This window comes from Mycobacteroides salmoniphilum (genome assembly GCF_004924335.1).
GTDB classification, from domain to species: domain Bacteria; phylum Actinomycetota; class Actinomycetes; order Mycobacteriales; family Mycobacteriaceae; genus Mycobacterium; species Mycobacterium salmoniphilum.
On the sequence record NZ_CP024633.1, the window covers coordinates 1,737,945 to 1,764,321 of the forward strand.

Consider the following 26,377-nt stretch of genomic DNA (forward strand, 5'->3'; position numbering starts at 1 on the left):
CTTGCGATGTGCTCGGGGTCGGATTCGGGCCGTCCAACCTCGCGCTCGCGATAGCGCTCGCCGAGCATCCACACCGGGTATCGGCGAAGTTTGTCGATACCCAGGCTCAATTCGGGTGGCATCGCGGCATGCTCATCCCGGGCGCGCGGATGCAGGTCGCCTTTCTCAAAGATCTTGTGACCCTGCGTAATCCCAAGAGCCACTACACCTTTGTCAACTATTTGACGGAGCGTGGGCGGCTGCCGGACTTCATCAACCAGCAGAGTTTCTTTCCAACCCGGGAAGAGTTTCACGACTATCTGGATTGGGCACAGCAGGCGCTCGAAGCGGATGTCAGCTACTCCTCGCGGATGATCGGAATTCAGGCGGCCTCCGACGGATTTCAGGTGCGGTTGCAGGACAGCACCGAGCGGTCACCGGATCGTTTGATGCATACCCGGGCGCTCGTTCTGGGCTGCGGAACGTTCCCGGCGATGCCGTCCGGAATCAATCCCACTGCACGGCAATGGCATAGCAGCCAGCTGTTGACCAGGCTCGACGCGCTGAAGGGCTCGCCCACTCGAGTCGCGGTGGTGGGTGCCGGGCAGAGTGCCGCGGAGGCGGTGGCGTACCTGCACAACAGGTATCCCGATGCCCAGGTGCATGCCATTTTTGCGCGCTACGGATACAGCCCGGCCGACGACAGTCCCTACGCGAACAGGATTTTCGATCCGGCGGCGGTGGACGACTTCTACCGTGCGCCCGCCGAGGTGCGCCGCCAGCTGGTCGATTATCACCGCGACACCAACTATGCCGCGGTCGATTCTCCGCTGATCGCCGATCTGTACGACCGCGAATACCGGGAACGGGTCAGCGGGCAGCGGCGACTGTGGATGCATAACGCCTCGAAAATCGCTGCCGTCGACGAGGCTCCGGAACGGGTACGTCTCGCCGTGACGCATCTGCCCACATCCTCGACCGAGCTGCTCGACTGCGATTTGGTGGTGTACGCCACCGGATACCGGCCGTTGGACGTGCGAGCGTTCCTGGGAGCGCTGGCCTCGTGTTATGAATTCGACGCGGATGGCCTGCCGGTTGTCGAACGCGATTACCGGCTACGGGCGCGGGCGGATGCCCCGGGGGATATTTACCTCAACGGATCGGTGGAGCACAGTCACGGACTGTCTTCCTCGTTACTGTCCAATGTCGCGGTGCGGGCCGGAGAGATCGTGGATTCGCTGGCCGCCGAGGCGGAGACCCGCGACGCCGTGGCATCTTTCAAGACCGGGTAGACGAAGCGCTCGATCATCTCTGATTCCAGGGCTGGATCTGTTGCGGGCCAGAACAGGAATGCCATCACCACGCGTGAAATCCATTGCGCGGCAGTTTCGTCAGCAAGTCCGGTGAATGTCGACGCCGAACGCGGGATTTCGGAGGACGGGGTCAGATAGGACCCGAGCGAGGCCGGAGACATCGTTGCGACCATCGCGCTGACGACCGGATCGTTGCGGATGGCGGCCAACGACGCGGTGATCGCGGTGACCGCACGCCGCCGCGCATCCGCGGACTCGACCGCCCGCTGAATGTCTGCGGTGACGCTCGCGATGTTTCGGGCCAACACGGCATCGACGATGGCCGTCTTGCCGCCGATGTGGCGATACACCGTCGCGCGGGAGCACCCCGCCTCGCGGGCCACCATATCGAGGCTCAGCCGGTCCAACCCATGGCGCGCGATCTGCTTGGCCGCGACCGACACGATGCGATCGGTGGCCGCGCCATGGCGGTCACCCGGGTGTAGCCAGTCCGAGTACGGTGACATTGGCCCTTGAATCTATCTCAATATGAGACAAAATTCTCAATAATTCTCATCATGTATGCAGGTGGAACGGCTGCCGTGAGACGCCGTGGATCATAGCTCTGAACAGGTGCTTCTCAGTTTTACGAATGTCTTGACGTGCGGTTTTCCGGTCTGTCAGCCTCGTAGGTGATGAGCACAGTGGAATTGTTCGACCCGCAGGTCCTGGAGGATCCCTATCCGTTCTATCGGCGGCTGCGCGAGACGGCGCCGGTGTGGCCTGTTGGTGATTCCGGCTTCTACTTCGTCTCGCGCTGGGATCTTGTGGTCGAGGCCACCGAGCGCACCGGGGACTTCTCGTCCAACCTCACCGCCGCGCTCATGAAATCCCAGGACGCCGATGGCGGCACGACGGTTGCCGCGATGGGGCCGGTCGCCGACCCGACCCATGTCCTGGCCACCGGCGACGATCCGGTCCATCACGCGCATCGCAAACTGGTACTGCCGACATTGGTCGCCAAGCGGATCACCGCGCTGGAACCCGTCATGGCCGCGACCGGGACGCGGTTGTGGGAACGCGGATGCGGCGGCGACGGCATCGACTGGATGGCTGCGATGGGCGATGCGCTGCCGATGACGATGGTGGCCCGGCTGATCGGCCTGCCTGATGAGGATGTACCGCAACTGGTGCAGTGGGGTTACTCCAGCACCGAGATGCTCGGCGGGCTCAACTCCGAGCAACGGCAGGCCGAGGTCGTCACGGACACCATGTACCTCATCCTCTACCTGCGCGAACACCTGGAGAAGGAGCTGGCCGCGCCCGGCGCGGACCTGCTCGGATACCTGGCACAGGCCTGTAATCGGGGAGATATCTCGCTGGATATCGGCGTGATGATCCTGGTGCAGCTGGTCGGCGCCGGCGGTGAGTCCACCGCCGGATTGATGGGCAACGCGGTGCGCATCCTCGGTGAGAACCCCGAACTGCAGCAGCGCATCCGAGACGACCGCGCGCTGTTGCCGACCTTCCTGGAAGAGGCCCTGCGACTGGAGTCGCCGTTCCGCGGGCATCACCGCCATGTGGTGGCAGACACCTCGCTCGGCGGGGTCGAGCTGCCCGCGGGCAGCCACCTCACCCTGATGTGGGGCGCGGCCAACCGAGATCCGGCGATCTTCGAGGACCCTGACACGCTGCGCCTCGACCGGCCGAGCCCCCGCAGTCACATCACCTTTGGCAAGGGACTGCACTTCTGCGTGGGGGCAGCGCTGGCGCGCTTGGAGGCACGTGCCGCGATCAACCTGTTGCTTGATCGCACACGCGAGTTCGCGATCAAACCCGGCGGTGCCCAGTGGGTCCCGAGCATCATGGTGCGTCGGCACCACAAGCTCGAGCTGGAGCTCAGCCTGGGAGCTATCGGCGCCTGATGGTGCGCTGCATCCCGCCGCGCGCCTTCGCCTGACCACCGGGCATCGGGCCCTTCGGCATGGCCGCCGCGCGTGAACCCAGCGCCGACAGCCGCGACTCCAGCGAGTCCATCTGCTTGGCGGTGATGTTGGCGGGAAGCTTGGTGAGGTGGCGCTCCAGCTTGGACAGCGGCACCTGACCGTCCTCGTTGCCGACGATGACGTCATAGATTGGTGTATCGCCGACGACGCGGGCGGTGCGCTTCTTCTCCTGAGCCAGGAGCGGGCCCAGGCGGCCGGGAGAACCTTCTGCGACGAAGATGATGCCGGGCCGGCCGATGACACGGTGGACGACGTCGAGCTGTGTCGTACCCGCGACCGCGGTGGTGACCCGCCACTTTCCGCGCATATTGTCCAGCGCCCAGCCGGCGGCACCCTTTTGGCCCTCGGCCTTGGTGAACACCGATTTCTGCACGCGCCGGCCGAAGATGATGAACGCCACCAGCACGCCGAGCACCACACCCAGGATCGGGAACATGAACACGCTGATCCCGCCCGCGAAGTACCCCGCGACCGCGAACACCGCGACGATCAGCACGAAAGCGCCGATCATGTACGGCAGGAGACGCTTGTCTTCCTTGCGCTGAATCTGGAAGGCCTGCCACATCTGGGCGCGGCGCGCCTTTGATTCGGCCTTGCGGCGCGCCTTTGCCTCGGCCTTGGCGGCCTTGGCCTCGGCGGGACTCAGTGATTTAGGCATGCACCGAGTCTAAGTCTCAGCGCGCGATGAGATTCACTGCCTCCTGGGCAGCCGACCCGGCCGACGCCAGGTGCACCAGCTCCGCGGGCAGCGGGCGTCCGTGGTGGGCCATGGCCTGCGCGTACAGCCGCCCGGCCCGGTAGGAGGAACGCACCAGCGGTCCGGCCATCACACCGGCGAAGCCCAGGCCCTCCGCGAATTCCGAAAGCTCCACGAATTCTTGCGGTTTGACCCAGCGATCAACCGGATGATGCCGCGGCGAGGGGCGCAGATATTGGGTGATGGTGATGATGTCGCAGCCCGCCTCGTGCAGCGCGACAAGTGCTTCGCGAATCTCGTCGTTGGTCTCGCCCATGCCCAGAATCAGGTTGCTCTTGGTCACCAGCTGCGCCTCACGCGCGGCGGTGATCACCGACAGGCTTCGCTCATAGCTGAACGCGGGCCGGATGCGACGGAACACCCGCGGCACCGTCTCCAGGTTGTGCGCCAGTACCTCGGGCCGCGATGCGAACACCTCGTCGAGCTGCTCGGGGACGGCGTTGAAGTCCGGGATGAGCAGCTCCACACCCGTGGCCGGATTGAGCTCCTTGATGTACCGCACGGTTTCGGCGTACAGCCAGGCGCCGCCGTCGGGCAGGTCGTCCCGTGCCACCCCGGTGACCGTCGAGTACCGCAGGCCCATGGTGTGCACGCTCTCGGCCACTCGCCGAGGCTCGTCGCGGTCCAGGTCGGCGGGCTTACCGGTGTCGATCTGGCAGAAATCGCAGCGACGGGTGCACTGCTCACCGCCGATGAGGAAGGTGGCCTCGCGGTCTTCCCAGCATTCGAAGATGTTGGGGCATCCGGCTTCCTCACACACAGTGTGTAACCCGCCGGTGCGCACCAGCGCTTTGAGTTCCTTGTACTCGGGGCCCATCTTGGCGCGGGTGCGGATCCAGTCCGGCTTGCGCTCGATGGGGGTTTGGGCGTTGCGAACTTCCAGTCGCAGCAGCTTGCGGGGTTCGGTCATGCTCCCACCGCCCCGACGGCCAGCCGTCCCTCGAGTGCGTCGACCACCGAGGAAATGACCTGGTCATGAATCTCGTCGATGGTGACTTCCCGGTCCAGTTCGGCGGACAAGGTCGTCACACCGGCGTCGCTGATGCCGCAGGCAACGATCGGTAGGTACGCGTCCAGGCTGTTATTGCAGTTGAGGGAGAAGCCGTGCATGGTGACGCCGCGCTGTACGCGAACCCCGATAGCGGCGATCTTGCGTTCCGGCTTCCCGCCGCCCGCGGCTAGCCACACGCCAGAGCGGCCATCGACGCGCTTGGTCTGCACGCCCAGTTGTGCGCACACCGCGATGATCGATTCTTCTAGGCGCCGAACGTAGTTCACCACGTCGATGGGCTCGGCCAATCGCACGATCGGATAGCCGACCAGCTGGCCCGGCCCGTGCCAGGTGATCTTGCCGCCGCGGTCGGTGTCGATGACGGGTGCGCCATCGATCGGCCGTTCCTGCGGTTCGGTGCGCCGGCCCGCGGTGTAGACCGCCGGATGCTGCAGGGTCAGCAGCGTGTCGGGTCCGCCGGCGACGCGGGCCTCGACGAGGTCGCGTTGCAGCTCCCAGGCCGTCCCATAGTCGATCATGCCCAGGTCCCGCACGAATACGGGATCTGCGCTGGATCGGATGGATCCATGAGTGCGGTGCACGGGTTCCATTATCTCACTTCATCGGTCGACTGTTGTTGGCGTAGGCCAGCGCCTCGCCGATGGTGTGATGCTCGAACTCGAATCCGTGCCGTTCCAGGACGGCGGGGATGACGCGCATACTGCGGGTCAGTTCGGCATCGGCGAACTCGCCGAAGATGGCGCGCAGCGCGAATTGTGGCGCCACCAGCAGTGTCGGGCGATGCAGCGTCCGGGCCAGGGCGGCGGTGAACTCGGCGTTGGTCACCGGGGCCGGCCCGGTCAGGTTCACCGCGCCCGAGAGCGCCGATTCGGTCAACGCGAACTCGAGCGCGCGGATCTGGTCTTCGAGGCTGATCCAGGGCATGTACCAGCGTCCGTTGCCCAGGCGCGCACCCAGGCCGAGGGAGAACAGCGGGCGCGACCTGCCGAAGAGTCCACCGGCGGGGGACAGCACCAGCCCGGTACGGACGATCACCACCCTGGTTCCGGCTTGCGCGGCCTCCTCGGTCGCTGCCTCCCAGTCGACACATACGCGCGCTAGGAAACCTGTACCGCTGGAGGCGGTTTCGTCGATGACGCGGTCGCCGCTGTCGCCGTAGTAGCCGACCGCGGAGGCGTTGATCAATACCGGTATGCCGGCGTCGGCGACGGCACCGGCCAGCACCTCCGTAGGGATGACGCGGCTGTCGTAGATCTCCTGTTTGTATGCGCCCGACCACCGTTTGTCGCCGACGCCGACACCACACATGTTGACGACGGCATCGGCATCGTCCAGAGCGCCGGGTTCTATCTGCCCGCTCGCCGGATCCCAGCGCTGTTCGTCGGGGCCCATCGGGTCGCGGCGAACCAGTCGGACCACGGTGTGATCTGCGGCACGCAGTGACGCGACGAGCGCCGACCCGATCACCCCCGAGGAGCCGGCGATGACGATGCGCATGAGCTACAGACCCAGGTCCGCCTCGAAAGCCCCCTCTTCCAGGCGATGTTTGATCGTGGTGAGGAACCGCCCCGCGTCGGCTCCGTCGATCAGGCGGTGATCGTACGTCAGTGGCAGGTAGCAGACCGACCGGATGCCGATCGACTCGTTGCCCGCATCGTCACGGATAACCCTGGGACGCTTCACGATTGCACCGGTGCCGAGCATGGCGGCCTGCGGCGGCACCAGGATCGGGGTATCGAACAGCGCACCCTGGCTGCCGATGTTGGTGATGGTGAAGGTGCCACCGGCGAGCTCGTCGGGCTTGAGGTTCCCCGAGCGTGCGCGACCGGCGATATCGGCGATGGCGCGGGCCAGCCCGGCCAGCGATAGGTCACCGGCATTGTGGATCACCGGAGACAGCAGCCCCTGATCGGTGTCGACCGCGATGCCCAGGTGCTCGGCGTCGAAGTAGGTGATCTCCTTGGTGTCTTCGTTGTAGCTCGCGTTGACGTTCGGGTGCGCCTTGAGCGCCTCGACCGCGGCCTTGGCGAAGAAGGGCAGGAACGTCAGGTTCACGCCCTCGCGCTCGGCGAAGGTCGCCTTGGCGCGCGCACGCAGTGCCGTGATCTTGGTGACATCGACCTCGTGGGTCTGGGTCAGCTGGGCGGTCTGCTGCAGCGATTCGCGCGTCTTCTTGGCGGTCAGCTGACGAATCCGGTTGGCCTTCTGCGTGGTTCCGCGCAGATGTGCCAGCGCGGCCGGAGCCGCCGGAGCAGGGGCCGTGGGAGCAGCTGCCGCCGGGGCGGGAGCCTTGGCGGCATCGGCGGCAGCCAGGACGTCCTGCTTACGGATGCGTCCACCCACACCGCTGCCGGTCAGCGCGGACAGGTCCACGTTGTTCTCGGCGGCAAGCTTGCGCACCAGCGGCGTGACGTACGGGTTATCGCTTGCGCCGTCAACGGCGACGGGCGCCGGCGTGGCAGGAGCGGGTGCCGGAGCTGCCGCGGGAGCAGCGGCGGGTGCCGGGGGTGCGGCAGGAGCCGGTGTAGGAGCAGGAGGCGCGGGTGGTGCCGGCGGAGCTGCCGCGGGTTCGGGGGTAGGCGCGGGTGCGGGCGCCGCGGCGGGAGCAGCACCAGCGGCCCCGACAACGGCGAGTTCGCCACCCACAGCGACGGTGTCGTCCTCGTTGGCCGAGATGCTCAGCAGCACACCAGCGACCGGTGACGGAATCTCCGTATCGACCTTGTCCGTGGATACCTCGACGAGCGGCTCGTCCACCCCGACCTCGTCGCCGACCTTCTTGAGCCAGCGGGTCACGGTGCCCTCGGTGACAGACTCACCGAGCTCGGGCATCGTGACCGAGGTGCCGGGGCCCGCGGGAGCGGCGGCCGCGGGTGCCGGAGCGGCGGGTTCAGGAGCAGCGGCCGGCTCGGGTTCCGGTGCGGGAGCGGGCGTGGGCTCTGGGGCCGGTGCGGCCGCGGGCGCTGCCTCTGCCGGGGCAGACGCCGCTTCTCCAGCCTCGCTGATCACACCCAATTCGCCACCGATCTCGACGGTGTCGTCCTCATGGGCGCTGATCTTGGTCAGCACACCCGAAGTGGGAGCGGGGATCTCGGTGTCCACCTTGTCGGTGGAGACCTCGAGCAGTGGCTCGTCGACTTGGACCGTGTCGCCCTCTTGCTTGAGCCACCGTGTCACCGTCCCTTCGGTCACGCTCTCACCGAGGGCGGGCATCTGGACGGAGAAGGCCATGGTTTCCACTCCTGAAAAAGTTCCGATAGCGGCTCACACAATGTGGACATATCTGGCTTACCACAGCGACGTGGCCAGCGGGTCAATCCTGTCACTGAGTGGAACGGCGCGCCTGCCCGGGTCCAAGATCGAAGGGTGAGTGTGCGCACAGTCGTCTGCGTCATCAAGCCCGGCAGCCGCAAGGGGCCCGCTGTCGAGGTTGCCGACGACGGCGCGTTGACCCTCTTTGTGCGGGAGCCGGCGATCGACGGCAAGGCCAACAAGGCTGCCGTCGCATTGCTTGCCGAGCATTTGGATGTGCCGAAATCGACGGTGCGGCTCGTTGCCGGGCAGACCAGCAGACGGAAGCGATTCTCGGTCGGCTAGGGACGCCGGTCCCGGTTGGCGGCGGTGAGATCGTCGAGCGAGGACACGCGCGGTGCGGGCACCGGAAGCGGGGGAGCGTGAACGGCCCGTAGGCCGTCGAACATGAGTGTGAGATATCGGCGCCAGGCCTGTTGGCCCATCGGATACACGGGGCCCAGCATGGTCAGGATTGCGCCGACGTCTTCCGGTTGGGCGTCGGCTCGGATGACTCCGGCCGACCGCGCTCGCTCGACGAGCTGCGTCACCGCCTGCACGATCTGCGGCCAGATCCGTACTTTGTCCTCGGTGCGGCCCTTGCCGGACAGTGCCTCGTAGAGTCCGCGGTTGGCGGCGTGGCGGGCCCCGATACGCTCGCAGAACGTGGCGAGTGCTTGCCAGGGGTCTGCGATGGTCAGCGCCGCGCGAGCGTCCTTGGCGATCTGCTCGGTGGCTTCACTCAACACCTCCGACGCCAACGCGTGCTTGTCGCGGAAATGTCGATAGGCGGTGCCCGTTCCGAGTCCCGCGCGCGCCGCGATGTCGTCGAGCGTCGCATCGAGACCCCGTTCGGAAAACGCCTCGCGGGCCGCGGTGATCAATCGTTCGCGGTTGGCCAATGCGTCCTTGCGCGGCACGCTCACACCAGCCCTTGTGTGAGGAGATCTCGCGCACAATCGGTGACGGTCTCCGCGCCGGATCTGGGGGACCAGCCGAGTATTTGCTCGGCCTTGGCCGTCGAGTGCCGATTGCGGCGCCCGAGCCCGGGTGCGATTGCCCGCAGATCGGAGTTCAGGAGCGCAAGCGCCCGCACGACGATGTTCGGCAGTACACGCGTCGGTACCTTCGCCGCACCGGGTCCCAACCGTTCGCGGAGCACGGCGGCGATATCACTCATCCACATGAATTCACCTGTGCCCAAGAATCTTTCACCGGCAGCGCGGGGCGACGTCATGGCTCTCAGATGCAAGTCCACGAGATCGCGGACATCAACGACTTCGAGGCCGATGCGCGGCGTTCCGGGCATGGCGCCCGAAAGTAGTCGCCCGATGACCTGAACGGAACCGCTGTCGTCCGCTCCCAGGACGGGCCCGAAAACAGCGCCCGGCAATACCGTGGTCAGCTCGGTCGGGCCGTCGTACGTCGTCATGAAGTCCCAGGCCGTACGTTCCGCGACCGTCTTGGAGCGACGGTATGCGGGGAGCCCGGGCTGGTCGGGATTGGTCCACAGGGTTTCGTCGGTGACGCCGTCTTCGGTGTAGGAGGAGGGGCTGGACGCGTTGGCGGCCGAGGTCATGACCACGCGGCGCACTCCCGCGGCGGTGGCCGCGCGCAACACGTTGAGGGTGCCCTCGCGCGCCGGGGTGAGTAGTGCATCGGGGTCCCGGGGGCTATCGGGTGTCAACGGCGAGGCGATGTGGAGCACGTAGTCGCATCCGTCGACGGCATCGGCCCACCCCTCCGGACGCGTCAGATCGGCATGCGTGATCTCGAGGCCGTCCGCCCGATCGGTCGCTCGGGTGACGGCGGTGCGGACCAATTCATCCTTGGTGGAACTGCGAACCGTGGTGCGCACCCGATATCCACGCTGGAGAAGTTCGACGATCGACCACCGTGCGATGAATCCGTTGCCCCCAGTGACCAGCACTGTTTCACGCATGTTGCTCCTCGTTGAAACGGAATATTTCCTCCGCTTCTAGCCACGCTACCACTAATCGGAGAATTATCTCCGTTTGTTTAGCGTGATCTCAGGATTAGCTGGCACCATGGTCGAATGGCATGGATCGACGCCTTTCGAAGCAAACGCGGGGGGCGGACCACACAGGGCACGAATGACGACGTGCGCTACCTCGCGACCTGGGCCGCGGCGCGCACCGGCGTGGAGGCCTACGTCGAACCGCAAACCAACTTCTCCGACGTCACCGTGATACTCATCGCGGGTGATGGCGAGTGGACTCGCCGCCGCGTCGGCGGGGTAGCGGGCGCACGGCGAATCTCCGAGAGACTCAAGATCCCCGTGTACGACGTACATCGCACCGGGTACCCGCAGCGCAAACGTGATTACGACGCCCGGCAGCGAATTCTCAAGCGCCGCGCGGCCGAGGAAGGCGCCTAGCGGCGTCTACCCGTTCTCGACGATGTCTTCCAGCACCCCGAAGATGGTCCGTACCGGCACGCCGGTGCTGCCCTTGGGTGTGTAGCCCCACGGTCCGCCGGTGTTGAACGCCGGGCCCGCGACGTCGATATGTGCCCACTGCACGCCGTCGGCGACGAACTCCCGCAGGTACAGCCCGGCCGCCAGCATGCCGCCGTTGCGGTGATTGGTGACGTTCGCCAGGTCGGCCACCCGGGACTTGAGATCGTCGCGCAGCTCCTCGGGGAGTGGCATGGACCAGCCGTTCTCGCCCACGGACCGCGAGATCGAGGACACCCGGTCCCGGAACTCGTCGGTGCCCATCACGCCGGGGGTGCGGGTACCCAGGGCCACCACCTGCGCACCGGTCAGCGTCGCGGTGTCGATCAGGTAGTCGGGCTCGTCCTGGCAGGCCCGCACGATCGCGTCCGCGAGGATCAGACGGCCCTCGGCGTCGGTGTTGATCACCTCGACGGTGGTGCCGTCCAGATGGGTCAACACGTCACCGGGACGCTGCGCCGTCGACGACGGCATGTTCTCGGCCATGGGCACCGTCGCGATCACGTCGATCGGCAGCTGTTGGCGGGCCGCCAGCAGGGTGACCGCGATAACCGCTGCCGCCCCACCCATATCGGAGGTCATGTTCTCCATACCGCCGGCCGGCTTGATCGAGATGCCGCCGGTGTCGAAGGTGATGCCCTTGCCCACCAGCGCGACCGTCTTGGCCTTCTTGCCCTTGGCGCCGCGATAGGTCAAGCGCACCAGGCGCGGCTGGCGCGAGGACCCCTTGCCCACTCCCACGATGCCGCCGTAGCCGCCCTTGGCCAGTTCCTTCTCGTCGAGGACCTCGACCTCGATGCCCTCGGCCGTCGCCAACGTCTTTGCGCGCTTGGCGAATTCGGCCGGGAACAGGTGGCTGGGCGGGGTGTTCACAAAATCCCGGGCAATCACGACAGCAGAGGCGACGGCGGCACCACGCTCCATGGCGTCCTTCTGTGCGCGGCCCTTGTCGCCGACGAGCAACGTAACCTTCTGCAGCCCAGCATCCTTCGGTGCCGTCCTGGCGCTGCGGAATTCCGCGAAGCGGTACCCGCCCAGCACCAGCCCCTGCACGGTGGCGTCGACATCCTGCGCGGACAGCGTGGTCACCAGGGTTTCGACATTGTCGAGGGACCGTGCGGCGACCCCGGCGGCGCGACGGATCGTCTCGGCGGTGTCGGCCTTACCCAGTCCCACGGCGAGCACACTGGCCACCGGCAGCCCGTCCACGACCACCCGGGTGAGCTGCTCGGCCGAGCCGGTCGCCCCGACCGCCTTGAGCGCGGCCTCGATGGACTTGACGGCCGCCTTGTCCAGCAGCTGGGCGTCGACCACCGTGGGGCCCTTGTCGGATTCCTTCTCGCTGGGGCGCACGCCCACGAGCAGCACCGCGGCGGAGACCCCGCGCTGCGGAATGGATGTGGCCAGGGTGAACGAAGGTGCCGTGTATGCGCTCATAGGTTCACAGCCTAGTGAAAGCGAGCGATGTGCCAATTAGGGTGAACGCCATGACGGATCTCTTACTGGGCCCCCTTCACGATCGGCACGCCGCGCAGGGCGCCACCTTCGCTGAATTCGGCGGCTGGAACATGCCGGTGTCCTACGCCGGCACGGTGGGGGAGCACACCGCTACCCGCGAGGCTGTCGGCCTGTTCGACGTGAGCCACCTGGGCAAGGCGCTGGTGCGTGGACCGGGTGCCGCAGCCTTCATCAATACCTGTTTTACCAACGATCTCAACAAGATTGGACCGGGCAAGGCGCAGTACACCTTGTGTTGCACCGAGACCGGCGGTGTCGTGGACGATCTCATCGCCTACTACGTCTCCGATGACGAGATCTTCCTGGTGCCCAACGCCGCGAACACTGCGGCAGTGGTCGCCGCTCTGCAGGAGAAGGCCCCCGAGGACATCACCATCACCAACCAGCACCGCGACTACGCGGTGCTGGCCGTGCAGGGGCCTGCGTCGGCGGACGTGCTGCAAGGGCTCGGGCTGCCAACGGATATGGAATACATGGCCTACGCGGACGCGACGCTCGACGGTCAGCCGGTGCGCGTGTGCCGGACCGGCTACACCGGGGAACACGGCTACGAGCTACTGCCGTCCTGGAACTCTGCCGGTGCGGTGTTTGATGCGCTGCTGCCGGCGATCACCGCGGCAGGCGGTCAGCTTGCCGGTCTGGGCGCACGCGACACGCTGCGCACGGAGATGGGCTACCCGTTGCACGGGCATGAGCTCTCTGCCGATATCAGCCCGGTGCAGGCACGGGCCGGATGGGCCGTCGGCTGGAAGAAGGACGCGTTCTGGGGCCGCGACGCCCTTACCCAGGAGAAGGCGGAGGGCGCGCGCCGCACCCTGCGGGGCCTGCGTGCCACCGGGCGGGGCGTGCTGCGCCCCGATCTCACGGTGCTGTCCGACGGCCAACCGGTGGGAGTGACGACCTCGGGCACCTTCTCGCCGACCCTCAAGACCGGAATCGCCCTGGCCTTGCTGGACACCTCCGCGCAGATCGCGGACGGAGCGAGCGTCGTCGTGGACGTGCGTGGCCGGGGGATCGAATGCGAGGTCATCAAGCCGCCATTCGTGGACGTCAACGTCGGATAATGGGTTCGGATGTGGCGACATCGGACAGCTAGACTGCCGAGCATGAATCCGCTTCCCGAGTTCACCCGGCAACTCAACCCGTCACCGGCCAGCCCGGCTCGACGGGCTGAGGTACTGGCCGCGCCGGGATTCGGGAAGTACTTCACCGACCACATGGTGTCCATCGACTGGAACACCGAAAATGGTTGGCACAACGCACAAGTGGCGCCATACGGCCCCATCACTCTTGACCCGTCGGCCATCGTGCTGCACTACGCGCAAGAGGTCTTCGAGGGGCTCAAGGCCTACCGCCAACCCGACGGAACCATCGCCGCCTTCCGGCCCGAGGCTAACGGCGAGCGGATGATCCAGTCCTGCCGCCGCATTGCCATCCCCGAGCTGCCGCTGGAGCTGTTCATCGAGTCGCTGCGCCAGCTCATCGCGGTCGATGCCCAGTGGGTGCCGCCGGGCGGCGGCGAGGAGTCGCTCTACCTGCGGCCATTCATCATCGCCACCGAGGCCGGCCTCGGGGTGCGGCCCGCCACCGAATATCGGTACCTGCTCATCGCCTCACCGGCCGGCGCGTACTTCTCACAGGGCATCAAGCCGGTCAGCGTGTGGCTCTCGCACGAGTATGTGCGCGCCGCACCGGGCGGGATCGGCGCAGCCAAGACGGGTGGCAATTACGCCGCCTCTCTCGTGGCCCAGGCGCAGGCCGCCGAGGAGGGCTGCGATCAGGTGGTGTGGCTCGACGCGATTGAGCGCCGGTACATCGAGGAAATGGGCGGAATGAACCTGTTCTTCGTGTTCGGCCGCGATGGTGAGGCCCGCCTGGTGACTCCGGAACTGTCGGGCTCACTGTTGCCCGGTGTGACGCGGAAGTCCTTGTTGCAGCTGGCCTCCGACGCCGGTTTTGCCATCGAGGAACGCAAGATCGACGTCGACGAGCTGGAGAAGAAGGCGGCCTCCGGCGAGATCACCGAGGTGTTCGCCTGCGGCACCGCGGCGGTCATCACGCCGGTTGGTCGCGTCAAGCACTCAAGTGGCGAGTTCACCATCGGTGACGGGGAACCGGGTGAGGTGACCATGGCCTTGCGTGACACGTTGACCGGAATTCAGCGCGGCACCTTCGCCGATACGCACGGCTGGATCACCAAGCTCGGTTAGGGCGCCGCTGCGCGTACCTGGCGGCGATAGGTCACCGTGTCGAACGCGCGGCCGTACTCGTCGACGGCGGTGACGTCCATGTCGCTACTGAAGGTTCCGGGACGCACATCGACACGAATGAACGCGTAGTTGCGATAGCGCACCCGCGACCACGCGACCGCCTCCGCATGCTTACTGCCGTCGGGCGCCCAGACATAGCTGTTGGGAACCAGCGTGTCCGTGAGCTCGTGGCCACGGTATCCCTCGGGCTCGCCCGGCTGGAAGTCGTAACGGGGCCGGCCCGCCGAGCCCACCGTGTAATACACGGTGCCATCCGATTCCGGGTAGACGATCGAGTTGTCGCCGGCCTCCTTGGTCGGCCGCCCGGCACGAATGGGATCGGTGCGCTCGAAAACGTGGTTGTGCCCTTGGAGTACCAGGTCCACCTGATAGCGATCGAATAGCGCGCACCACGCGTCGCGGACGCCACCGTCGCTGGCATGCGAGAGGGTGGTCGAGTAAGCGCAGTGGTGAAAGAAGCAGACGATGAAGTCGATGTTCGCATTGGCGCGGTAGGCCGCCAAAGTTCTTCCCACCCAGCCAGTTTGAGCTCCACCCGAGTAGCCGGTGTTTGCCCGGATCTCATACGACACGTCATTGGCGTCCAGGGAGAGCACCGCGACATTGCCGTACGTGAACGAGTACGCGGAGGGGCATCCGGTGGGCCCGTTTCCGGGGAATCCGAGACGGGCCAGATGCCCGCCGTAGCCATGGCTGCCGTACGCGGCCTCCATGTCGTGGTTACCGGTCGCGAACATCCACGGTGTGATCGAGGCACTGGGTTCAATGGACGTCAGGTAGACATCCCAGACAAAGGGGTTGTACTTGTCGAAACCGGTTGCGGGCTTCGCGCCCGAGGGTACGAACTGGGGCTTTTTCCCCATTCCGGAGGGGTCCGCGTACGCGATATCCCCGGCCAGGATGTGGAAGTCAGGTCGGCACGCGACGATCTGATTCAGCACGTTCTGCGTATGTGATGCGCCCGGGTCATTGTCCGCGCTGTAGTAGCTGTCGTCGTATTCACCGGCGGCCAGGCCCGGTGGCTGGGAGGGAGTTTCGTCGGTGCCCTGATCGCCCATCATGGTGAAACGGAAGGGGGCGAGTGCGTTTCGCGAGGATGGCATGGCCGTCGCGGCCGAACGGATGTCGCTCAGGAACCCGTCGGCAGTGCGCCAGCGGTAAAAACGCTCCGCGCCCCCGCCGATCCCATGCACGGGCGCGTGGACGTAGAACTGTTCGGCCGCCAGCACGCCATGGTCGCTGGACGGGATCTGTGTCACCAGATTGCGGACCTCGGCGTGCAGGGAGGCGCCGAGTTCGGGGGTCGGGCCGTGATCGAGAAAGATCTTGGTGCCCTGTGGATTCCTGGACAGCTGCCCGGAAAAGCTGAGCTGGCTGGAGGAGTCGGCGCCGAACCCGACGCGCCTGCCGGCGACACTCAGCGGGGCATCGTCCGCATAGGCCCGGCGTCCAAACGGTGACACCCCCAGTGCGGCGACCGCAGCGGCGGCCGCCGACCCGCGGAGGAAGTTGCGACGTGACACCGCATGACGCCGCAGATATCCGCGATGCCACTCGTACTGCTCGGCCATCGACATCGACTGGGCCATCGACTGGGGGATCCCCATGTCCGGTGTCTCACCGTCAGGGTTCACAGGGTTACGCGGCATAGCTCCGAATGGTGGCTCACTGCACCAGGTAACGCGACCGCACAGGCCGCTTCGACCACAAATTTTTGATGAATCTTTCGTTGTCCCATCAGTACGCCGTGAAACCGAGCGCGGCCAGAGTCGTGGTTACCTCGATGCTTGCGCCCAACACGTCGCCGGTGATGCCACCGAACCTGCGCACGCAATGGCGCACCAACAGTGCGCCGGCCGCCAGGGCCACCACTACGGTGGCCGGGCCCTGCCAGGGCCGCCAGGGTTGCGCCAGAAGTCCGACGGCCATCGCCGCGAGCACCCATACTCCGACCAGCCACAGCGGCTGAGATCCCGCCACCCGGGCACCGAAGCCGCTGTGTGCGGCACCGGGTACCCCGCGACGGCACGCCACGACCGCGCTGACCCGCCCCACCGCGACCGCCAGCACGATGGCCAGCCACTCCTGTCGGGACGCCAGCACTCCGAACGACAACGCCTGCGCCAGTACGGTGATGACCACGGCCACCACTCCGAACGGCCCAGCCGAACCGTCGCGCATCACGGTGAGCGCGCGCTCCGGTGGTCCGTAGCAGCCCAGCCCGTCCGTCGTATCGGACAGTCCGTCGATGTGTAATCCACGTGTCGCGAGAATCATCACCGTGACCGCCGCCAGCCCGGCCAGTGGCGCCATGTACGCGAAGTGCATGATCCAGCTGACGGCTGCGGCCAGCGCGCCCAGTGCGGCGCCCACTACCGGCAGCGCTCCCAACACCGGACCCGAGAGTGACCCGGCGAGCCGCGCGGGAACCGGTGTCACGGTGGCGAATTCGAAGGCTCCGCCGACGGGCCGAAGAAGCCGCAGCAGCCGATTCACACGCCTGGCCCGTCGATCCGGGCCTCGTCGAAAGTCGCCATCTGGGCCAGCGTGCCCGCGGCGGCCTGCAACACGGGTAGTGCGACGAGCGCGCCGGAGCCCTCGCCCAGTCGCATCTGCAGATCCAGTATGGGATCCAGCCGAAGGCGTTGCAGGGCAAGAGAATGTGCGGGTTCTGTGGAGCGATGTCCGGCGAGCCACCACTGTCGCGCCCCCGGTGCCAGCTGTTCGGCCACCAGCGCTGCGGCGGTCACCACCAGCCCGTCGAGCAGTACGGGGGTGCGCCGCACCGCGGCGTGCGCCAGGAAACCGGTGATTGCCGCCAGATCGGCACCGCCTGCTCGAGACAGTAGTGCGACCGGGTCGGTGCGCACATCCTTGGTGCGGCGCAACGCATCGCGCACGGCCGCGGTCTTGCGTGCCCAACCGGCGTCGTTGACCCCGGTGCCGCGACCCACCACGGCCACCGGTTCGCTCGCGGTCAGTGCCGCCACCAATACCGTTGCCGGCGTGGTGTTACCGATGCCCATATCGCCCGCGATGAGCAGATCGGCTCCGCCATCGATCTCGGCGTCGGCCAAGGCGATCCCGGCGGCCAGCGCGGCGTGAGCCTGCTCGAGGGTGAGGGCGTCCTGCACCGCGATGTTGCCGCTGGAGCGGCGAATCTTGTGGGCGGCCAGGGGTTCGGTCAGTGAACCATCGGTGTCGACGGCAATGTCGACCACGCGCACGCTGGCCCCGGAGAGCGCGGCGAGCACGTTCACCGCGGCCCCGCCCGCTTCGATGTTCCGCACCATCTGGGCTGTCACCGACGAGGGGTAGGCCGACACGCCACCGGAGGCCACTCCGTGATCACCGGCGAAGACGACCACTCTCGGCCGTTGGAATGGCGTAGGGGGGCACTGATTCTGGCATGCCGATACCCAGACCGAGAGCTCCTCCAGCCGCCCCAGCGCGCCCTCCGGTTTGGTGAGTTGTCGTTGCCGGTCGCGCGCGGCGGCGGCGATATCCGGATCGGGTGCCGAGACCGGGGCGAATCGCGGTGCCTCGCCGCTGGTCACGCGGTAGCTCCCTTGATTGTCAGCGGCTGGCCGGCGACCACCAGGAACACGCACTGACAGCGCTGTGCCACTGCCTGATTCAGTGCTCCGAGCTGATCGGCGAACAGCCGCCCGGATGCGGTGGCGGGCACGATGGCCAACCCGACCTCCGGGCTCACGATCACCAGGTCGCTGGAGTAGGCGTCGATCGCATCGACCAGCGCGCCGATGTCGGCGGTGACGACCTCACCGCCACGTTCCCACGCGCCGCGGCTGTCCATCATCGCGGTCAGCCAACCTCCGAGATCGTCGATGAGGGTCGGCACCGCATCGCCCGTGCGCAGCTCGCCCGCGATATCCGCCGTCTCGGCCGTCGTCCAGTGAGTGGGACGCCGTGACCGGTGTGCGGCAACCCTGTGCGCCCATGCCGCGTCGTCGCGGACGGAGGATCCGGTTGCCAGGTATCGCACGGGTGCCGAGGCGGGCAGCAGAGACTCCGCGAAACGCGATTTTCCCGAGCGAATTCCGCCGAGCACAAGAGAGGTGGCCTCGGACACGGTGAGGCTAGACCGGCTCGCCGCGGTTCACCCGGGGACGTGGTGCGCGCATCTTGCGCAGCTGCGATGCACGGCTCGCCGCGTACCAGCCGAGTTTGAAGCCACCCTCGTCGCTGGTCGGGAAGCGTTCGAATACACGCTTGTTCACGAGTCTGCCGACGAAGACCCCGTCGACGATCATGACGATCATGAGAACGAGCATCGCCGGAGTCATCCACATCTGAACCTGGACGGACGGCACCGCGAACATGGAGAAGATCAGGAACAGTGCCAGGGGCATGAATAGTCCCAGCACATTGCGCCGGGAATCGACGATGTCGCGGGCGAAGGCGCGCACCGGACCCTTGTCTCGGGGCAGCAGATACGCCTCATCTCCGGCCATCATCTTTTCGCGGCTGTCGGCCACCCGGGACCGACGCTCGGCGTTCTCGACCTTGCGTTCCGCGCGCGACAGTTTCGGCCCGCGCAGGGACTTGCGACGCTGCCGGGCCTCGGAACTGGTCAACGGCGCCGGAGCGATAGGTCCACGACGCTTGCCGGCGTCCCGCTTCGGGGTGGGGCGGCCCTTTCCGGCCTGGGCCGCTGATGTGACGTCCGTCTCATCAGACGGCGACGAGGACGCACTGGCAGCGCTAACGGTGCCGTTTTCTGAGGTGGATTTCTTTCGGCCGAGCAGATTCACACGCCCAGATTATCCTGCGCGAATGAGTCAGATTCTGGTGGCGCCCGACAGCTTCGGAGACACGCTCACCGCCACCGAGGCGGCGACCGCCATCGCGCACGGCTGGAGGCGGGCTCGTCCCGACGACGTTCTCATCCTCAGCCCGCAATCTGACGGGGGTCCCGGCTTCGTCGACGTGCTGGCCGCACAGCTGCCGTCGGCGCACCGTTGCGCGGTGCGGGTGCGCGGTCCGCTGGACGAGGACGTCAATGCGGGGTGGTTGCTCGACGGAACGACCGCCTACATCGAGTGCGCGCAGGCCTGTGGGCTGCCGCTGCTGGGGCGCGTGCCGTCCGCCGACACCGCCTGGCGGGCGCACAGCACGGGGGTCGGGCAGCTGATCGTCGCGGCTCTCGATGGTGGGGCGACCCGGATCGTGGTGGGCCTCGGTGGCAGCAGCTGCACCGATGGGGGTGCCGGGCTCATCGAGGGCCTGGGCGGGATCGGCGAGGCCCGTCGGCGGCTGGCCGCCACGGAATTGGTGGTCGCCAGCGATGTCGAGCATCCGCTGCTGGGCGCCCGCGGTGCCGCCGCGGTGTTCGGCCCGCAAAAGGGAGCCGACCAGGAGACCGTCACCCGCCTGGAGGCAAGGCTGACCGGGTGGGTCACCGAGATGGAGGCCGGAACCGGCCGCTCCGTGCGCGATCTTGCCGGAGCGGGCGCCGCGGGCGGGATCGGGGCAGCGCTGCTCGCGCTTGGCGGGCGCCGCGAGTCGGGGGCGCGGATCGTCGCCGAGCACACCGGCCTCGAGGCCGCGATCGCCCGGGTTGAGCTGGTGATTACCGGTGAAGGCAAGTTCGACGACCAAACCCTGCATGGCAAGGTAGCCGGTGCGGTGGCGAGCCGCGCCGCGACATCCGGCATCCAGGTGCTGGTGCTGGCCGGGCAGGTGGCGCTCACGGCCGCTGAGTACGGGCAGGCGGGTATCACGCGGGCCGAATCGATCGCCCAGTTCGCGGGGTCAGTGCAGCTGGCCATGGAAGACGCGCCCGGACAACTGGCCGGGTTGGCGGCCCAGGTCGCACGTGACTGGTCACACGGCTAGGACATAGATGTAGGAATAGCCCCAGACGAGGTACCGTTGAGGTCACTAGACGTTTCCGATACGGACGTCCACCCGAGAGCTTCGACGTAGGGGAGATCCCACATGACTGTGCAAGACGAATCGACCGCCACCTCTACCGAGACCCATGGTGCCGTCTTGACCGATGCCGCCGCCGTCAAGGCCAAGGCGCTGTTGGATCAAGAAGGGCGTGACGACCTGTCGCTGCGCATCGCTGTCCAGCCCGGCGGTTGCGCGGGTCTGCGATACCAGCTGTTCTTCGATGACCGCACCCTCGACGGTGACCTCGTCAGCGAGTTCGACGGTGTGAAGCTCACCGTGGACCGGATGAGTGCCCCGTACATCCAGGGTGCCTCGATCGACTTCGTCGACACCATCGAGAAGCAGGGCTTCACGATCGACAACCCGAACGCCACCGGCTCCTGCGCCTGCGGCGATTCCTTCAACTGATCAGAACGCGTTCGCGCCGCGCATGTACGCGGAGCAGACGTAGATCTTGCCCTCGTTGATCAGTAGCTCGGCCTGCCCCTGTGGGGCGTCCTTCCGCTTGTGACTCGTTGCGGTGAATAGCACTTTGAGTTGGTACTCGGAGAAGTAGACGATCTTGTCGATCGACTTCACGGTGGCCGTGCCGAACGTCGCCACAAACTGTTGAGCGTTGGCGCGCACAATCGTGTCGTCGGTGTCCTTGTCACGCACCGCGTCGTACAGGCCGCAGCCGGCGTTGCGCGCCAGCGTCACGATGTCGAGCTTGGCCATCGCATCCAGGTAGCCCTGGATGGTCTGCTCGATCTTCGCCTCACTGGGCCGGTGGGATACCCCCGAATTCTTGGTCAGAAGTCCCAGCAGCAGTGCCAGCACCACCAGCGCCGCCACCACGGCGGCCGGCGCGAGCCACGCGGGCAGCTTGCGCTTACGTTCGGGGTAGTCGACCGGGGGCGGCATGGGAGGTAAACCAGGGTAGGGCACCGTCGAATAACCTGGTTCAGCCATGGACTCTCCTGAAATATCGTTTCCCCGGTTCTCACTCCCCAACAATCCAGGCTAGCAATCGGATACAACTACCCGAACAGTTACGCTAGGTAAGCTTCTGGGGTTGTCTCTCGACTCACCCACACCTGCCCGAATCCTACGAAGGGTCTCACGCGTGTCCATCATCGTCACCGGATCCATTGCGACCGACCACCTGATGAACTTCCCCGGGAAGTTCTCCGAACAGCTGTTGGTCGAGCACCTGCAGAAGGTGTCCCTCAGCTTCCTGGTGGACGATCTGGAAATCCGTCGCGGTGGTGTCGCTGGGAACATCGCGTTCGCCATCGGCGTGCTCGGTGGCAAGCCCGCCCTGGTGGGTGCCGTGGGTGCGGACTTCGCCGAGTACCGATCCTGGCTTGAGCAACACGGTGTCAACTGCGATGCCGTGTTGATTTCCGAGACCGCCCACACCGCGCGTTTCGTCTGCACGACCGACCAGGACATGGCGCAGATCGCGTCCTTCTACCCGGGTGCGATGTCCGAAGCCCGCGACATCTCGCTCGCCGATGTCGTATCGCGCACCGGGGCACCGGAATTGGTCATCATCGGAGCCAACGACCCCGACGCCATGTTCCGGCACACCGAGGAATGCCGCAGCCTGGGGTTGCCGTTCGCGGCCGACCCATCGCAGCAGCTGGCCCGGCTCTCCGGCGAGCAGGCCCGCGAACTCGTCGGTGGCGCCAAGTACCTCTTCACCAACGACTACGAGTGGGATCTGCTGCTGTCCAAGACCGGATGGACCGAGGCAGACGTGCGTGAGCGTGTCGAGCTGCGGGTCACCACCCTGGGTCCCAAGGGTGTTGAGATCGTCGAGAAGGACGGCACCTCCCTCAAGGTGGGCGTGGTCCCGGAGACGGGGCAGGTCGACCCGACCGGTGTCGGCGACGCATGGCGTGCCGGATTCCTCACCGGCCGCAGCGCCGGCCTGAACCTGGAGCGTTCGGCACAGCTGGGATCGCTTGTGGCAACACTGGTTCTGGAGACTGTCGGCACCCAGGAATGGGCGTGGGAGCGCGATGACGCGCGGGCCCGGCTCGCCGATGCGTACGGCCAGGAAGCAGCCGACGAGATCGGTGCCGCTCTCTAGAGCTGCACCGGGTAGTGCGGCTCCTGGATGTTCGGCCGCACCGACTGCTCGACGAAGATCGCATGCCACAGCATGAAGATCAGCACCGTCCACAGCCTGCGGCTGTGATCGCTGACCCCGGCGGCGTGTTCGGTGAGCATCCGGCCGACGGCGGGCACATCGATCAAGTGCCCGGCCTGCGTGGTCGCCAGCATCTCTCGGGCCCAGTCGTGCAGTAGGCCGTCGACGAACCAGTGCCGGATGGGCACCGGGAAACCGAGCTTGGTCCGGTGCAGAACATGTGCCGGGACAATGGGTTCCAGCGCTCTGCGCAGGGCGTACTTGGTGGTCTCGCGGGTGATCTTCTCGCGGTAAGGCAGCTGCGAGGCCACCTTGAACACCTCGGGGTCGAGGAACGGCACCCGCAGCTCCAGCGAGTTCGCCATCGTCATCTTGTCGGCCTTGACCAGGATGTCGCCGCGCAGCCAGGTGAACAGGTCCACATACTGCATACGCGCCACCGGATCCCAGTCCGCGCAACGCTCGTAGAGGGCCGCGGTGACGTCCTGGTGGCCCCATTCCGGGCGATAGTGGGGGAGCACCGCGCGCAGCTGTTCGTCGTCGAAGCTGCGCGCGTTCCCGTAGTAACGCTGCTCCAGTGTCATCGACCCGCGGTGCAGCAGGCTTTTGCCGCGCACCCCATCCGGGATGGCGGCGGACAGCCGCGCCGCGCCACGTCGCAGCGCACCCGGCAGGTATTCGAAGGGCTTGAGCGACAAGGGCTCCCGGTAGATCGTGTATCCGCCGAAGAGCTCGTCGGCGCCCTCGCCGGAGAGCACCACCTTGACGTGCTTACGTGCCTCCCGGGCCACGAAGAACAACGGCACCAGGGACGGATCCGCCACCGGATCGTCCAGATACCAGACGATCTCGGGCAGCGCGGAAACGAACTCCTCCTGGCTGACCACCTTGACGATATGCCGGGCGCCGATCGCCTGGGCCGACTCCGCCGCCACGTCGACCTCGGAATAGCCTTGCCGTTCAAAGCCGGTCGTGAAAGTAATGAGCTTCGGGTTGTGCCGGATCGCCAGCGCCGCGATGGCCGTCGAGTCGATACCGCCGGACAGGAACGATCCCACCGTGACATCGGCCCGCATGTGCTTGGCCACCGAATCGGAGAGCACCTCGGTGATCTCGTCGTAGCGGGACTGACGGGTCGCGCGGGTGAACGGCGTCACGGCGAACCGGGCCGGGAAGTAGCGCGTGACGCGCGGCTCCTGGCCGGGGGAGATGCGGGCGTATGAACCAGACTCCAGGCGTCGGATCTCGTTGTGCAGACTTTCGGGCTCCGGAACGTACTGCAGCGTCGTGTAGTGCTGCAGCGCCCGCAGGTCCAGCTCGGTCCCGATGCCCAACTGCTCCACCAGGTCCAGCAGGCATTTCTTCTCACTGCCCAGTGCGGTGCCGCCCGGCCCCGTCGCCATGAACAGCGGCTTGATGCCGAAGGGATCTCGTGCGCAGAACAGCTCGCGTTCCACCGTGTCCCAGATCGCGAAGGCGAACATGCCGCGCAGCCGGTGCAGCGCGTCCGGACCCCAGAAGTGGTAGGCCGCCAGGATCGCCTCACCGTCGCCCTCGGTGGCAAAAACGGCGCCGTAATCGGACCTGAGCGCTTCCCTAAGTTCCAGGTAGTTGTAGATCTCGCCGTTGAAGACCAGCACGTAGCGGTCCGGGGTGTCCACCGGTCCCCAGCGCAACGGCTGGTGTGAATGCGCGATGTCGATGATCGAGAGTCGGTTGAAGCCGAAGAGCACGTTCTCTTCGTGCCAAATCCCCGGTTCATCGGGGCCGCGATGGCGCATATGCACCATCGCCGCATCTACCGCGGGGCTATGGGATTCGAGGGAAGACCCGGGCGGTCCCAGCCACGCCACCAGTCCACACACGCGGCCAAGTATGCAACATCGCCGGACGTATCACGGGACCATGGTCCCGACACCGGCCCCGTCGCTGCCCTGATGCGACCGCGTGGTCTACGCTGCGTAGTATTCGATTGCTGCCACTGGTCAGCGATGGATTCTGGACCGAAACAGGAGGCTGCAAAACGTGACGTCACCGATGAGCCACGTGGGCGAAAAGGCTCGGACACGGTCCGGCTCACGGCCGTCCCTGCTGGCCACTGTGGTGCTGTTGGGCGCGGCGAGCTTCCTGCTCAGCGGTTGTAGCGTCCAAGAAGTGCTCCGGTTCGGGTGGCCCGAGGGCATCACCCCCGAGGCCCACGACTACATGGCCCCCCTGTGGACCTGGGCAGTCGTCGCCTCGCTCGTCGTCGGCGTCATTGTGTGGGGCCTCACCTTCTGGACCGTCGCGTTCCACCGGCACAAGCCCGGCGATACCGAGTTCCCGCGCCAGTTCGGATACAACCTGCCGCTGGAGCTGATCCTGACGGTGGTGCCCTTCCTGATCATCGCGGTGCTCTTCTACTTCACCGTCGTGGTGCAGAACAAGGTCATGCACAAGGACCCGAACCCTGAGGTCGTCGTCGACGTGACCGCCTTCCAGTGGAACTGGAAGTTCGGGTACCAGAAGGTCGCGTTCAAGGATGGCAGCCTCAACTACGAGGGCGCCGATCCGGAGCGCAAGAAGGCGATGAGCTCCAAGCCCGAGGGCAAGGACGCGCACGGCAAGGAGATTGTCGGCCCGGTGCGCGGCCTGAACCGTGAGGACCGCACCTACCTGAACTTCGACAAGATCGAGACCGTCGGAACCTCTTCGGAGATCCCGGTGCTGGTGCTGCCCAGCGGCAAGAGCGTCGAGTTCCAGCTGGCCTCGGCCGATGTCATCCACTCGTTCCGGGTGGTCCCGTTCCTCTTCACGCGCGACGTGATGCCTGAGCCCAAGGCCAACAACTCCGACAACGTCTTCCAGGTCAGCAAGATCCTGAAGGAAGGCGCGTTCGTGGGTCGCTGTGTCGAGATGTGCGGCACCTACCACTCGATGATGGCCTTCGAGCTGCGCGTGGTCAGCCCCAATGACTTCAAGTTCTATCTGGAAGCGCGCAAGGCGGGTAAGACCAACGCCGAGGCGCTGGCGTCGATCGGTCAGTCACCGGTCTCGATTACCACCAGGCCGTTCGACGGCCGCCGCGGGGAGCTCGCGCCGGCGGACAACAACGCGGCGAAGAACTAGGCGAGGGAGCGCAGCATGCATATCGAAGCCCGACTCTTCGAGATCCTCACCGGATTCTTCGCCCTGGCCACCGTGGTGTACGCGGTACTCACCGCCATGTACGCCAATGGCGGTGTGGAGTGGGCGGGAACCACCGCCATGGTGATGACCACAGGTCTGTCGCTGATCATCTCGACGTTCTTCCGCTTCGTAGCCCGGCGCCTGGACACCCGGCCCGAGGATTACGAGGATGCCGAGGTCGCCGACGGCGCCGGAGAGCTGGGCTTCTACAGCCCGCACAGCTGGTGGCCGATCATGATTGCGCTGGCCGCCGCCACCACTGCTGTGGGTGTGGCGCTGTGGCTGCCGTGGCTGATTGCCGCCGGTGGGGTGTTCGTGCTCAGCGCGGTCGCCGGGCTGGTCTTCGAGTACCACGTCGGCGCGGAGAAGCACTAGCTCATCTCTCGTGTCGTGCCGCCTCCCACGGCCGCGCTCGTACTTTGCCGCGAGACTCCCGTGACTGGTGTGACATCTCCGTGCGCACTCTCACGTTTTCGATAACAATCCGGTGGTCAGTTTGGTTTTTGCGGCCGTCGGGTTTCGTCGCCCCGGATGGCGTTGGCTATCGTTGCC

General features: G+C 66.3%; 27 protein-coding genes and 1 pseudogene. 12 read left to right on the plus strand and 16 right to left on the minus strand.

From position 1 onward, the window contains the following. The first annotated feature begins 8 nt into the window (after positions 1 to 8). Positions 9 to 1,271 (plus strand): lysine N(6)-hydroxylase/L-ornithine N(5)-oxygenase family protein, encoded by a 1,263-nt coding sequence (locus DSM43276_RS08685; RefSeq protein ID WP_078329243.1) that lies wholly within the window; start codon positions 9 to 11, stop codon positions 1,269 to 1,271. Here DSM43276_RS08685 and DSM43276_RS08690 read toward each other — a convergent pair. Continuing rightward, complete coding sequence (locus tag DSM43276_RS08690; protein ID WP_234803004.1) at positions 1,154 to 1,678, minus strand: TetR/AcrR family transcriptional regulator; 525 nt, start codon at positions 1,676 to 1,678, stop codon at positions 1,154 to 1,156. The two genes, DSM43276_RS08685 and DSM43276_RS08690, sit on opposite strands and share 118 nt — an antisense overlap. On the opposite strand from DSM43276_RS08690, the pseudogene DSM43276_RS23800 reads away from it, so the two are divergent. Together DSM43276_RS23800 and DSM43276_RS08695 are read left to right on the plus strand one after the other, a co-directional pair. Then, positions 1,563 to 1,799 (plus strand): annotated as a pseudogene (locus tag DSM43276_RS23800) (hypothetical protein); the annotation flags it as partial. The gene DSM43276_RS08690 and the pseudogene DSM43276_RS23800 sit on opposite strands and share 116 nt — an antisense overlap. Before the next feature lie 167 nt (positions 1,800 to 1,966). Beyond that, positions 1,967 to 3,196: a cytochrome P450 gene (locus DSM43276_RS08695; RefSeq protein ID WP_078329241.1), complete on the plus strand. Its 1,230-nt coding sequence runs from the start codon at positions 1,967 to 1,969 to the stop codon at positions 3,194 to 3,196. Here the strand turns inward: DSM43276_RS08695 and DSM43276_RS08700 are convergent. The 5 genes from DSM43276_RS08700 to sucB are packed head-to-tail and all read right to left on the minus strand — an operon-like array spanning position 3,183 to position 8,277. Beyond that, entirely contained in the window at positions 3,183 to 3,935 is a 753-nt protein-coding gene (locus DSM43276_RS08700; protein WP_078326475.1) for a DUF4191 domain-containing protein, read from the minus strand. The genes DSM43276_RS08695 and DSM43276_RS08700 overlap by 14 nt on opposite strands. A 16-nt stretch (positions 3,936 to 3,951) precedes the next feature. After that, a complete protein-coding gene (gene lipA / locus DSM43276_RS08705) occupies positions 3,952 to 4,944 on the minus strand; it encodes a lipoyl synthase (RefSeq protein WP_078326474.1) in 993 nt (330 codons plus the stop codon). Beyond that, the gene (gene lipB / locus DSM43276_RS08710) at positions 4,941 to 5,636 is read right to left on the minus strand and encodes a lipoyl(octanoyl) transferase LipB (RefSeq protein ID WP_078329240.1); all 696 of its coding nucleotides are present in this window, start codon (positions 5,634 to 5,636) and stop codon (positions 4,941 to 4,943) included. Before lipB ends, lipA begins: the two co-directional genes overlap by 4 nt. A gap of 4 nt (positions 5,637 to 5,640) precedes the next feature. After that, positions 5,641 to 6,543: a TIGR01777 family oxidoreductase gene (locus tag DSM43276_RS08715; protein WP_078329239.1), complete on the minus strand. Its 903-nt coding sequence runs from the start codon at positions 6,541 to 6,543 to the stop codon at positions 5,641 to 5,643. A gap of 3 nt (positions 6,544 to 6,546) precedes the next feature. Further along, entirely contained in the window at positions 6,547 to 8,277 is a 1,731-nt protein-coding gene (sucB, locus tag DSM43276_RS08720) for a 2-oxoglutarate dehydrogenase, E2 component, dihydrolipoamide succinyltransferase (RefSeq protein ID WP_078329290.1), read from the minus strand. A gap of 135 nt (positions 8,278 to 8,412) precedes the next feature. Here sucB and DSM43276_RS08725 point away from each other — a divergent pair, with 135 nt between their 5' ends. Beyond that, positions 8,413 to 8,643, plus strand: coding sequence for a DUF167 domain-containing protein (locus DSM43276_RS08725; protein ID WP_078329238.1), 231 nt, complete (start codon positions 8,413 to 8,415; stop codon positions 8,641 to 8,643). Here DSM43276_RS08725 and DSM43276_RS08730 read toward each other — a convergent pair. Both DSM43276_RS08730 and DSM43276_RS08735 read right to left on the minus strand, forming a co-directional pair. Continuing rightward, on the minus strand, positions 8,640 to 9,263 hold the full coding sequence (locus tag DSM43276_RS08730; protein ID WP_078329237.1) for a TetR/AcrR family transcriptional regulator: 624 nt from the start codon (positions 9,261 to 9,263) through the stop codon (positions 8,640 to 8,642). The genes DSM43276_RS08725 and DSM43276_RS08730 overlap by 4 nt on opposite strands. Next, positions 9,260 to 10,279, minus strand: coding sequence for an NAD-dependent epimerase/dehydratase family protein (locus DSM43276_RS08735; protein WP_078329236.1), 1,020 nt, complete (start codon positions 10,277 to 10,279; stop codon positions 9,260 to 9,262). The genes DSM43276_RS08730 and DSM43276_RS08735 overlap by 4 nt, the downstream gene beginning before the upstream one ends. A gap of 114 nt (positions 10,280 to 10,393) precedes the next feature. Between DSM43276_RS08735 and DSM43276_RS08740 the strand changes: the two genes are divergently transcribed. Beyond that, the gene (locus tag DSM43276_RS08740) at positions 10,394 to 10,735 is read left to right on the plus strand and encodes an oxidoreductase (protein ID WP_078326470.1); all 342 of its coding nucleotides are present in this window, start codon (positions 10,394 to 10,396) and stop codon (positions 10,733 to 10,735) included. 6 nt (positions 10,736 to 10,741) lie between these two features. On the opposite strand, the gene DSM43276_RS08745 is transcribed toward DSM43276_RS08740, so the two are convergent. After that, complete coding sequence (locus DSM43276_RS08745) at positions 10,742 to 12,250, minus strand: leucyl aminopeptidase (protein WP_078329235.1); 1,509 nt, start codon at positions 12,248 to 12,250, stop codon at positions 10,742 to 10,744. A gap of 50 nt (positions 12,251 to 12,300) precedes the next feature. Between DSM43276_RS08745 and gcvT the strand changes: the two genes are divergently transcribed. Beyond that, positions 12,301 to 13,395, plus strand: coding sequence for a glycine cleavage system aminomethyltransferase GcvT (gene gcvT, locus DSM43276_RS08750; protein WP_078329289.1), 1,095 nt, complete (start codon positions 12,301 to 12,303; stop codon positions 13,393 to 13,395). A gap of 42 nt (positions 13,396 to 13,437) precedes the next feature. Then, on the plus strand, positions 13,438 to 14,541 hold the full coding sequence (locus DSM43276_RS08755; RefSeq protein ID WP_078329234.1) for a branched-chain amino acid aminotransferase: 1,104 nt from the start codon (positions 13,438 to 13,440) through the stop codon (positions 14,539 to 14,541). Here DSM43276_RS08755 and DSM43276_RS08760 read toward each other — a convergent pair. From DSM43276_RS08760 to DSM43276_RS08780, 5 genes are all read right to left on the minus strand, one after another. Then, on the minus strand, positions 14,538 to 16,250 hold the full coding sequence (locus DSM43276_RS08760) for a metallophosphoesterase family protein (RefSeq protein ID WP_078329233.1): 1,713 nt from the start codon (positions 16,248 to 16,250) through the stop codon (positions 14,538 to 14,540). The two genes, DSM43276_RS08755 and DSM43276_RS08760, sit on opposite strands and share 4 nt — an antisense overlap. A gap of 88 nt (positions 16,251 to 16,338) precedes the next feature. Beyond that, positions 16,339 to 17,097, minus strand: a complete 759-nt coding sequence (locus DSM43276_RS08765) for an adenosylcobinamide-GDP ribazoletransferase (RefSeq protein ID WP_078329232.1) — start codon at positions 17,095 to 17,097, stop codon at positions 16,339 to 16,341. After that, entirely contained in the window at positions 17,094 to 18,158 is a 1,065-nt protein-coding gene (gene cobT / locus DSM43276_RS08770) for a nicotinate-nucleotide--dimethylbenzimidazole phosphoribosyltransferase (protein WP_078329231.1), read from the minus strand. The genes DSM43276_RS08765 and cobT overlap by 4 nt, the downstream gene beginning before the upstream one ends. Next, positions 18,155 to 18,694 (minus strand): bifunctional adenosylcobinamide kinase/adenosylcobinamide-phosphate guanylyltransferase, encoded by a 540-nt coding sequence (locus DSM43276_RS08775; protein WP_078329230.1) that lies wholly within the window; start codon positions 18,692 to 18,694, stop codon positions 18,155 to 18,157. Before DSM43276_RS08775 ends, cobT begins: the two co-directional genes overlap by 4 nt. Positions 18,695 to 18,701: 7 nt before the next feature. Then, the gene (locus tag DSM43276_RS08780) at positions 18,702 to 19,376 is read right to left on the minus strand and encodes a DUF3043 domain-containing protein (RefSeq protein WP_078326463.1); all 675 of its coding nucleotides are present in this window, start codon (positions 19,374 to 19,376) and stop codon (positions 18,702 to 18,704) included. 22 nt (positions 19,377 to 19,398) lie between these two features. Here DSM43276_RS08780 and DSM43276_RS08785 point away from each other — a divergent pair, with 22 nt between their 5' ends. After that, entirely contained in the window at positions 19,399 to 20,460 is a 1,062-nt protein-coding gene (locus DSM43276_RS08785; RefSeq protein ID WP_078329229.1) for a glycerate kinase family protein, read from the plus strand. Positions 20,461 to 20,562: 102 nt separating this feature from the next. After that, positions 20,563 to 20,928 (plus strand): HesB/IscA family protein, encoded by a 366-nt coding sequence (locus DSM43276_RS08790; RefSeq protein ID WP_078329228.1) that lies wholly within the window; start codon positions 20,563 to 20,565, stop codon positions 20,926 to 20,928. Here the strand turns inward: DSM43276_RS08790 and DSM43276_RS08795 are convergent, their stop codons facing one another. Further along, the gene (locus tag DSM43276_RS08795) at positions 20,929 to 21,471 is read right to left on the minus strand and encodes an Rv0361 family membrane protein (RefSeq protein WP_078326461.1); all 543 of its coding nucleotides are present in this window, start codon (positions 21,469 to 21,471) and stop codon (positions 20,929 to 20,931) included. A gap of 154 nt (positions 21,472 to 21,625) precedes the next feature. Between DSM43276_RS08795 and DSM43276_RS08800 the strand changes: the two genes are divergently transcribed. After that, positions 21,626 to 22,597 carry a carbohydrate kinase family protein gene (locus DSM43276_RS08800; protein WP_078329227.1) on the plus strand — a complete coding sequence of 324 codons (972 nt, stop codon included), beginning with the start codon at positions 21,626 to 21,628 and terminating at the stop codon, positions 22,595 to 22,597. Here the strand turns inward: DSM43276_RS08800 and asnB are convergent. Continuing rightward, a complete protein-coding gene (gene asnB / locus DSM43276_RS08805; RefSeq protein WP_078329226.1) occupies positions 22,594 to 24,522 on the minus strand; it encodes an asparagine synthase (glutamine-hydrolyzing) in 1,929 nt (642 codons plus the stop codon). The genes DSM43276_RS08800 and asnB overlap by 4 nt on opposite strands. A 172-nt stretch (positions 24,523 to 24,694) precedes the next feature. Here asnB and ctaC point away from each other — a divergent pair, with 172 nt between their 5' ends. Together ctaC and DSM43276_RS08815 are read left to right on the plus strand one after the other, a co-directional pair. Then, positions 24,695 to 25,765 (plus strand): aa3-type cytochrome oxidase subunit II, encoded by a 1,071-nt coding sequence (gene ctaC / locus DSM43276_RS08810; protein WP_136629156.1) that lies wholly within the window; start codon positions 24,695 to 24,697, stop codon positions 25,763 to 25,765. A 15-nt stretch (positions 25,766 to 25,780) separates the two neighbouring features. Beyond that, positions 25,781 to 26,200, plus strand: coding sequence for a cytochrome c oxidase subunit 4 (locus tag DSM43276_RS08815; protein WP_078326458.1), 420 nt, complete (start codon positions 25,781 to 25,783; stop codon positions 26,198 to 26,200). Positions 26,201 to 26,377: the final 177 nt, after the last annotated feature.

Coding starts and splice junctions, on each gene's coding strand:
- gcvT (WP_078329289.1), top strand. CDS start 12,301: ATGACGGATCTCTTACTGGGCCCCCTTCACGATCGGCACGCCGCGCAG.
- DSM43276_RS08790 (WP_078329228.1), top strand. CDS start 20,563: ATGACTGTGCAAGACGAATCGACCGCCACCTCTACCGAGACCCATGGT.
- DSM43276_RS08715 (WP_078329239.1), bottom strand. CDS start 6,543: ATGCGCATCGTCATCGCCGGCTCCTCGGGGGTGATCGGGTCGGCGCTC.
- DSM43276_RS08795 (WP_078326461.1), bottom strand. CDS start 21,471: ATGGCTGAACCAGGTTATTCGACGGTGCCCTACCCTGGTTTACCTCCC.
- DSM43276_RS08815 (WP_078326458.1), top strand. CDS start 25,781: ATGCATATCGAAGCCCGACTCTTCGAGATCCTCACCGGATTCTTCGCC.
- DSM43276_RS08700 (WP_078326475.1), bottom strand. CDS start 3,935: ATGCCTAAATCACTGAGTCCCGCCGAGGCCAAGGCCGCCAAGGCCGAG.
- DSM43276_RS08735 (WP_078329236.1), bottom strand. CDS start 10,279: ATGCGTGAAACAGTGCTGGTCACTGGGGGCAACGGATTCATCGCACGG.
- DSM43276_RS08755 (WP_078329234.1), top strand. CDS start 13,438: ATGAATCCGCTTCCCGAGTTCACCCGGCAACTCAACCCGTCACCGGCC.
- DSM43276_RS08695 (WP_078329241.1), top strand. CDS start 1,967: ATGAGCACAGTGGAATTGTTCGACCCGCAGGTCCTGGAGGATCCCTAT.
- DSM43276_RS08740 (WP_078326470.1), top strand. CDS start 10,394: ATGGCATGGATCGACGCCTTTCGAAGCAAACGCGGGGGGCGGACCACA.
- DSM43276_RS08690 (WP_234803004.1), bottom strand. CDS start 1,678: ATGGTGGCCCGCGAGGCGGGGTGCTCCCGCGCGACGGTGTATCGCCAC.
- lipB (WP_078329240.1), bottom strand. CDS start 5,636: ATGGAACCCGTGCACCGCACTCATGGATCCATCCGATCCAGCGCAGAT.
- DSM43276_RS08760 (WP_078329233.1), bottom strand. CDS start 16,250: ATGCCGCGTAACCCTGTGAACCCTGACGGTGAGACACCGGACATGGGG.
- DSM43276_RS08785 (WP_078329229.1), top strand. CDS start 19,399: ATGAGTCAGATTCTGGTGGCGCCCGACAGCTTCGGAGACACGCTCACC.
- ctaC (WP_136629156.1), top strand. CDS start 24,695: ATGAGCCACGTGGGCGAAAAGGCTCGGACACGGTCCGGCTCACGGCCG.
- DSM43276_RS08745 (WP_078329235.1), bottom strand. CDS start 12,250: ATGAGCGCATACACGGCACCTTCGTTCACCCTGGCCACATCCATTCCG.
- sucB (WP_078329290.1), bottom strand. CDS start 8,277: ATGGCCTTCTCCGTCCAGATGCCCGCCCTCGGTGAGAGCGTGACCGAA.
- lipA (WP_078326474.1), bottom strand. CDS start 4,944: ATGACCGAACCCCGCAAGCTGCTGCGACTGGAAGTTCGCAACGCCCAA.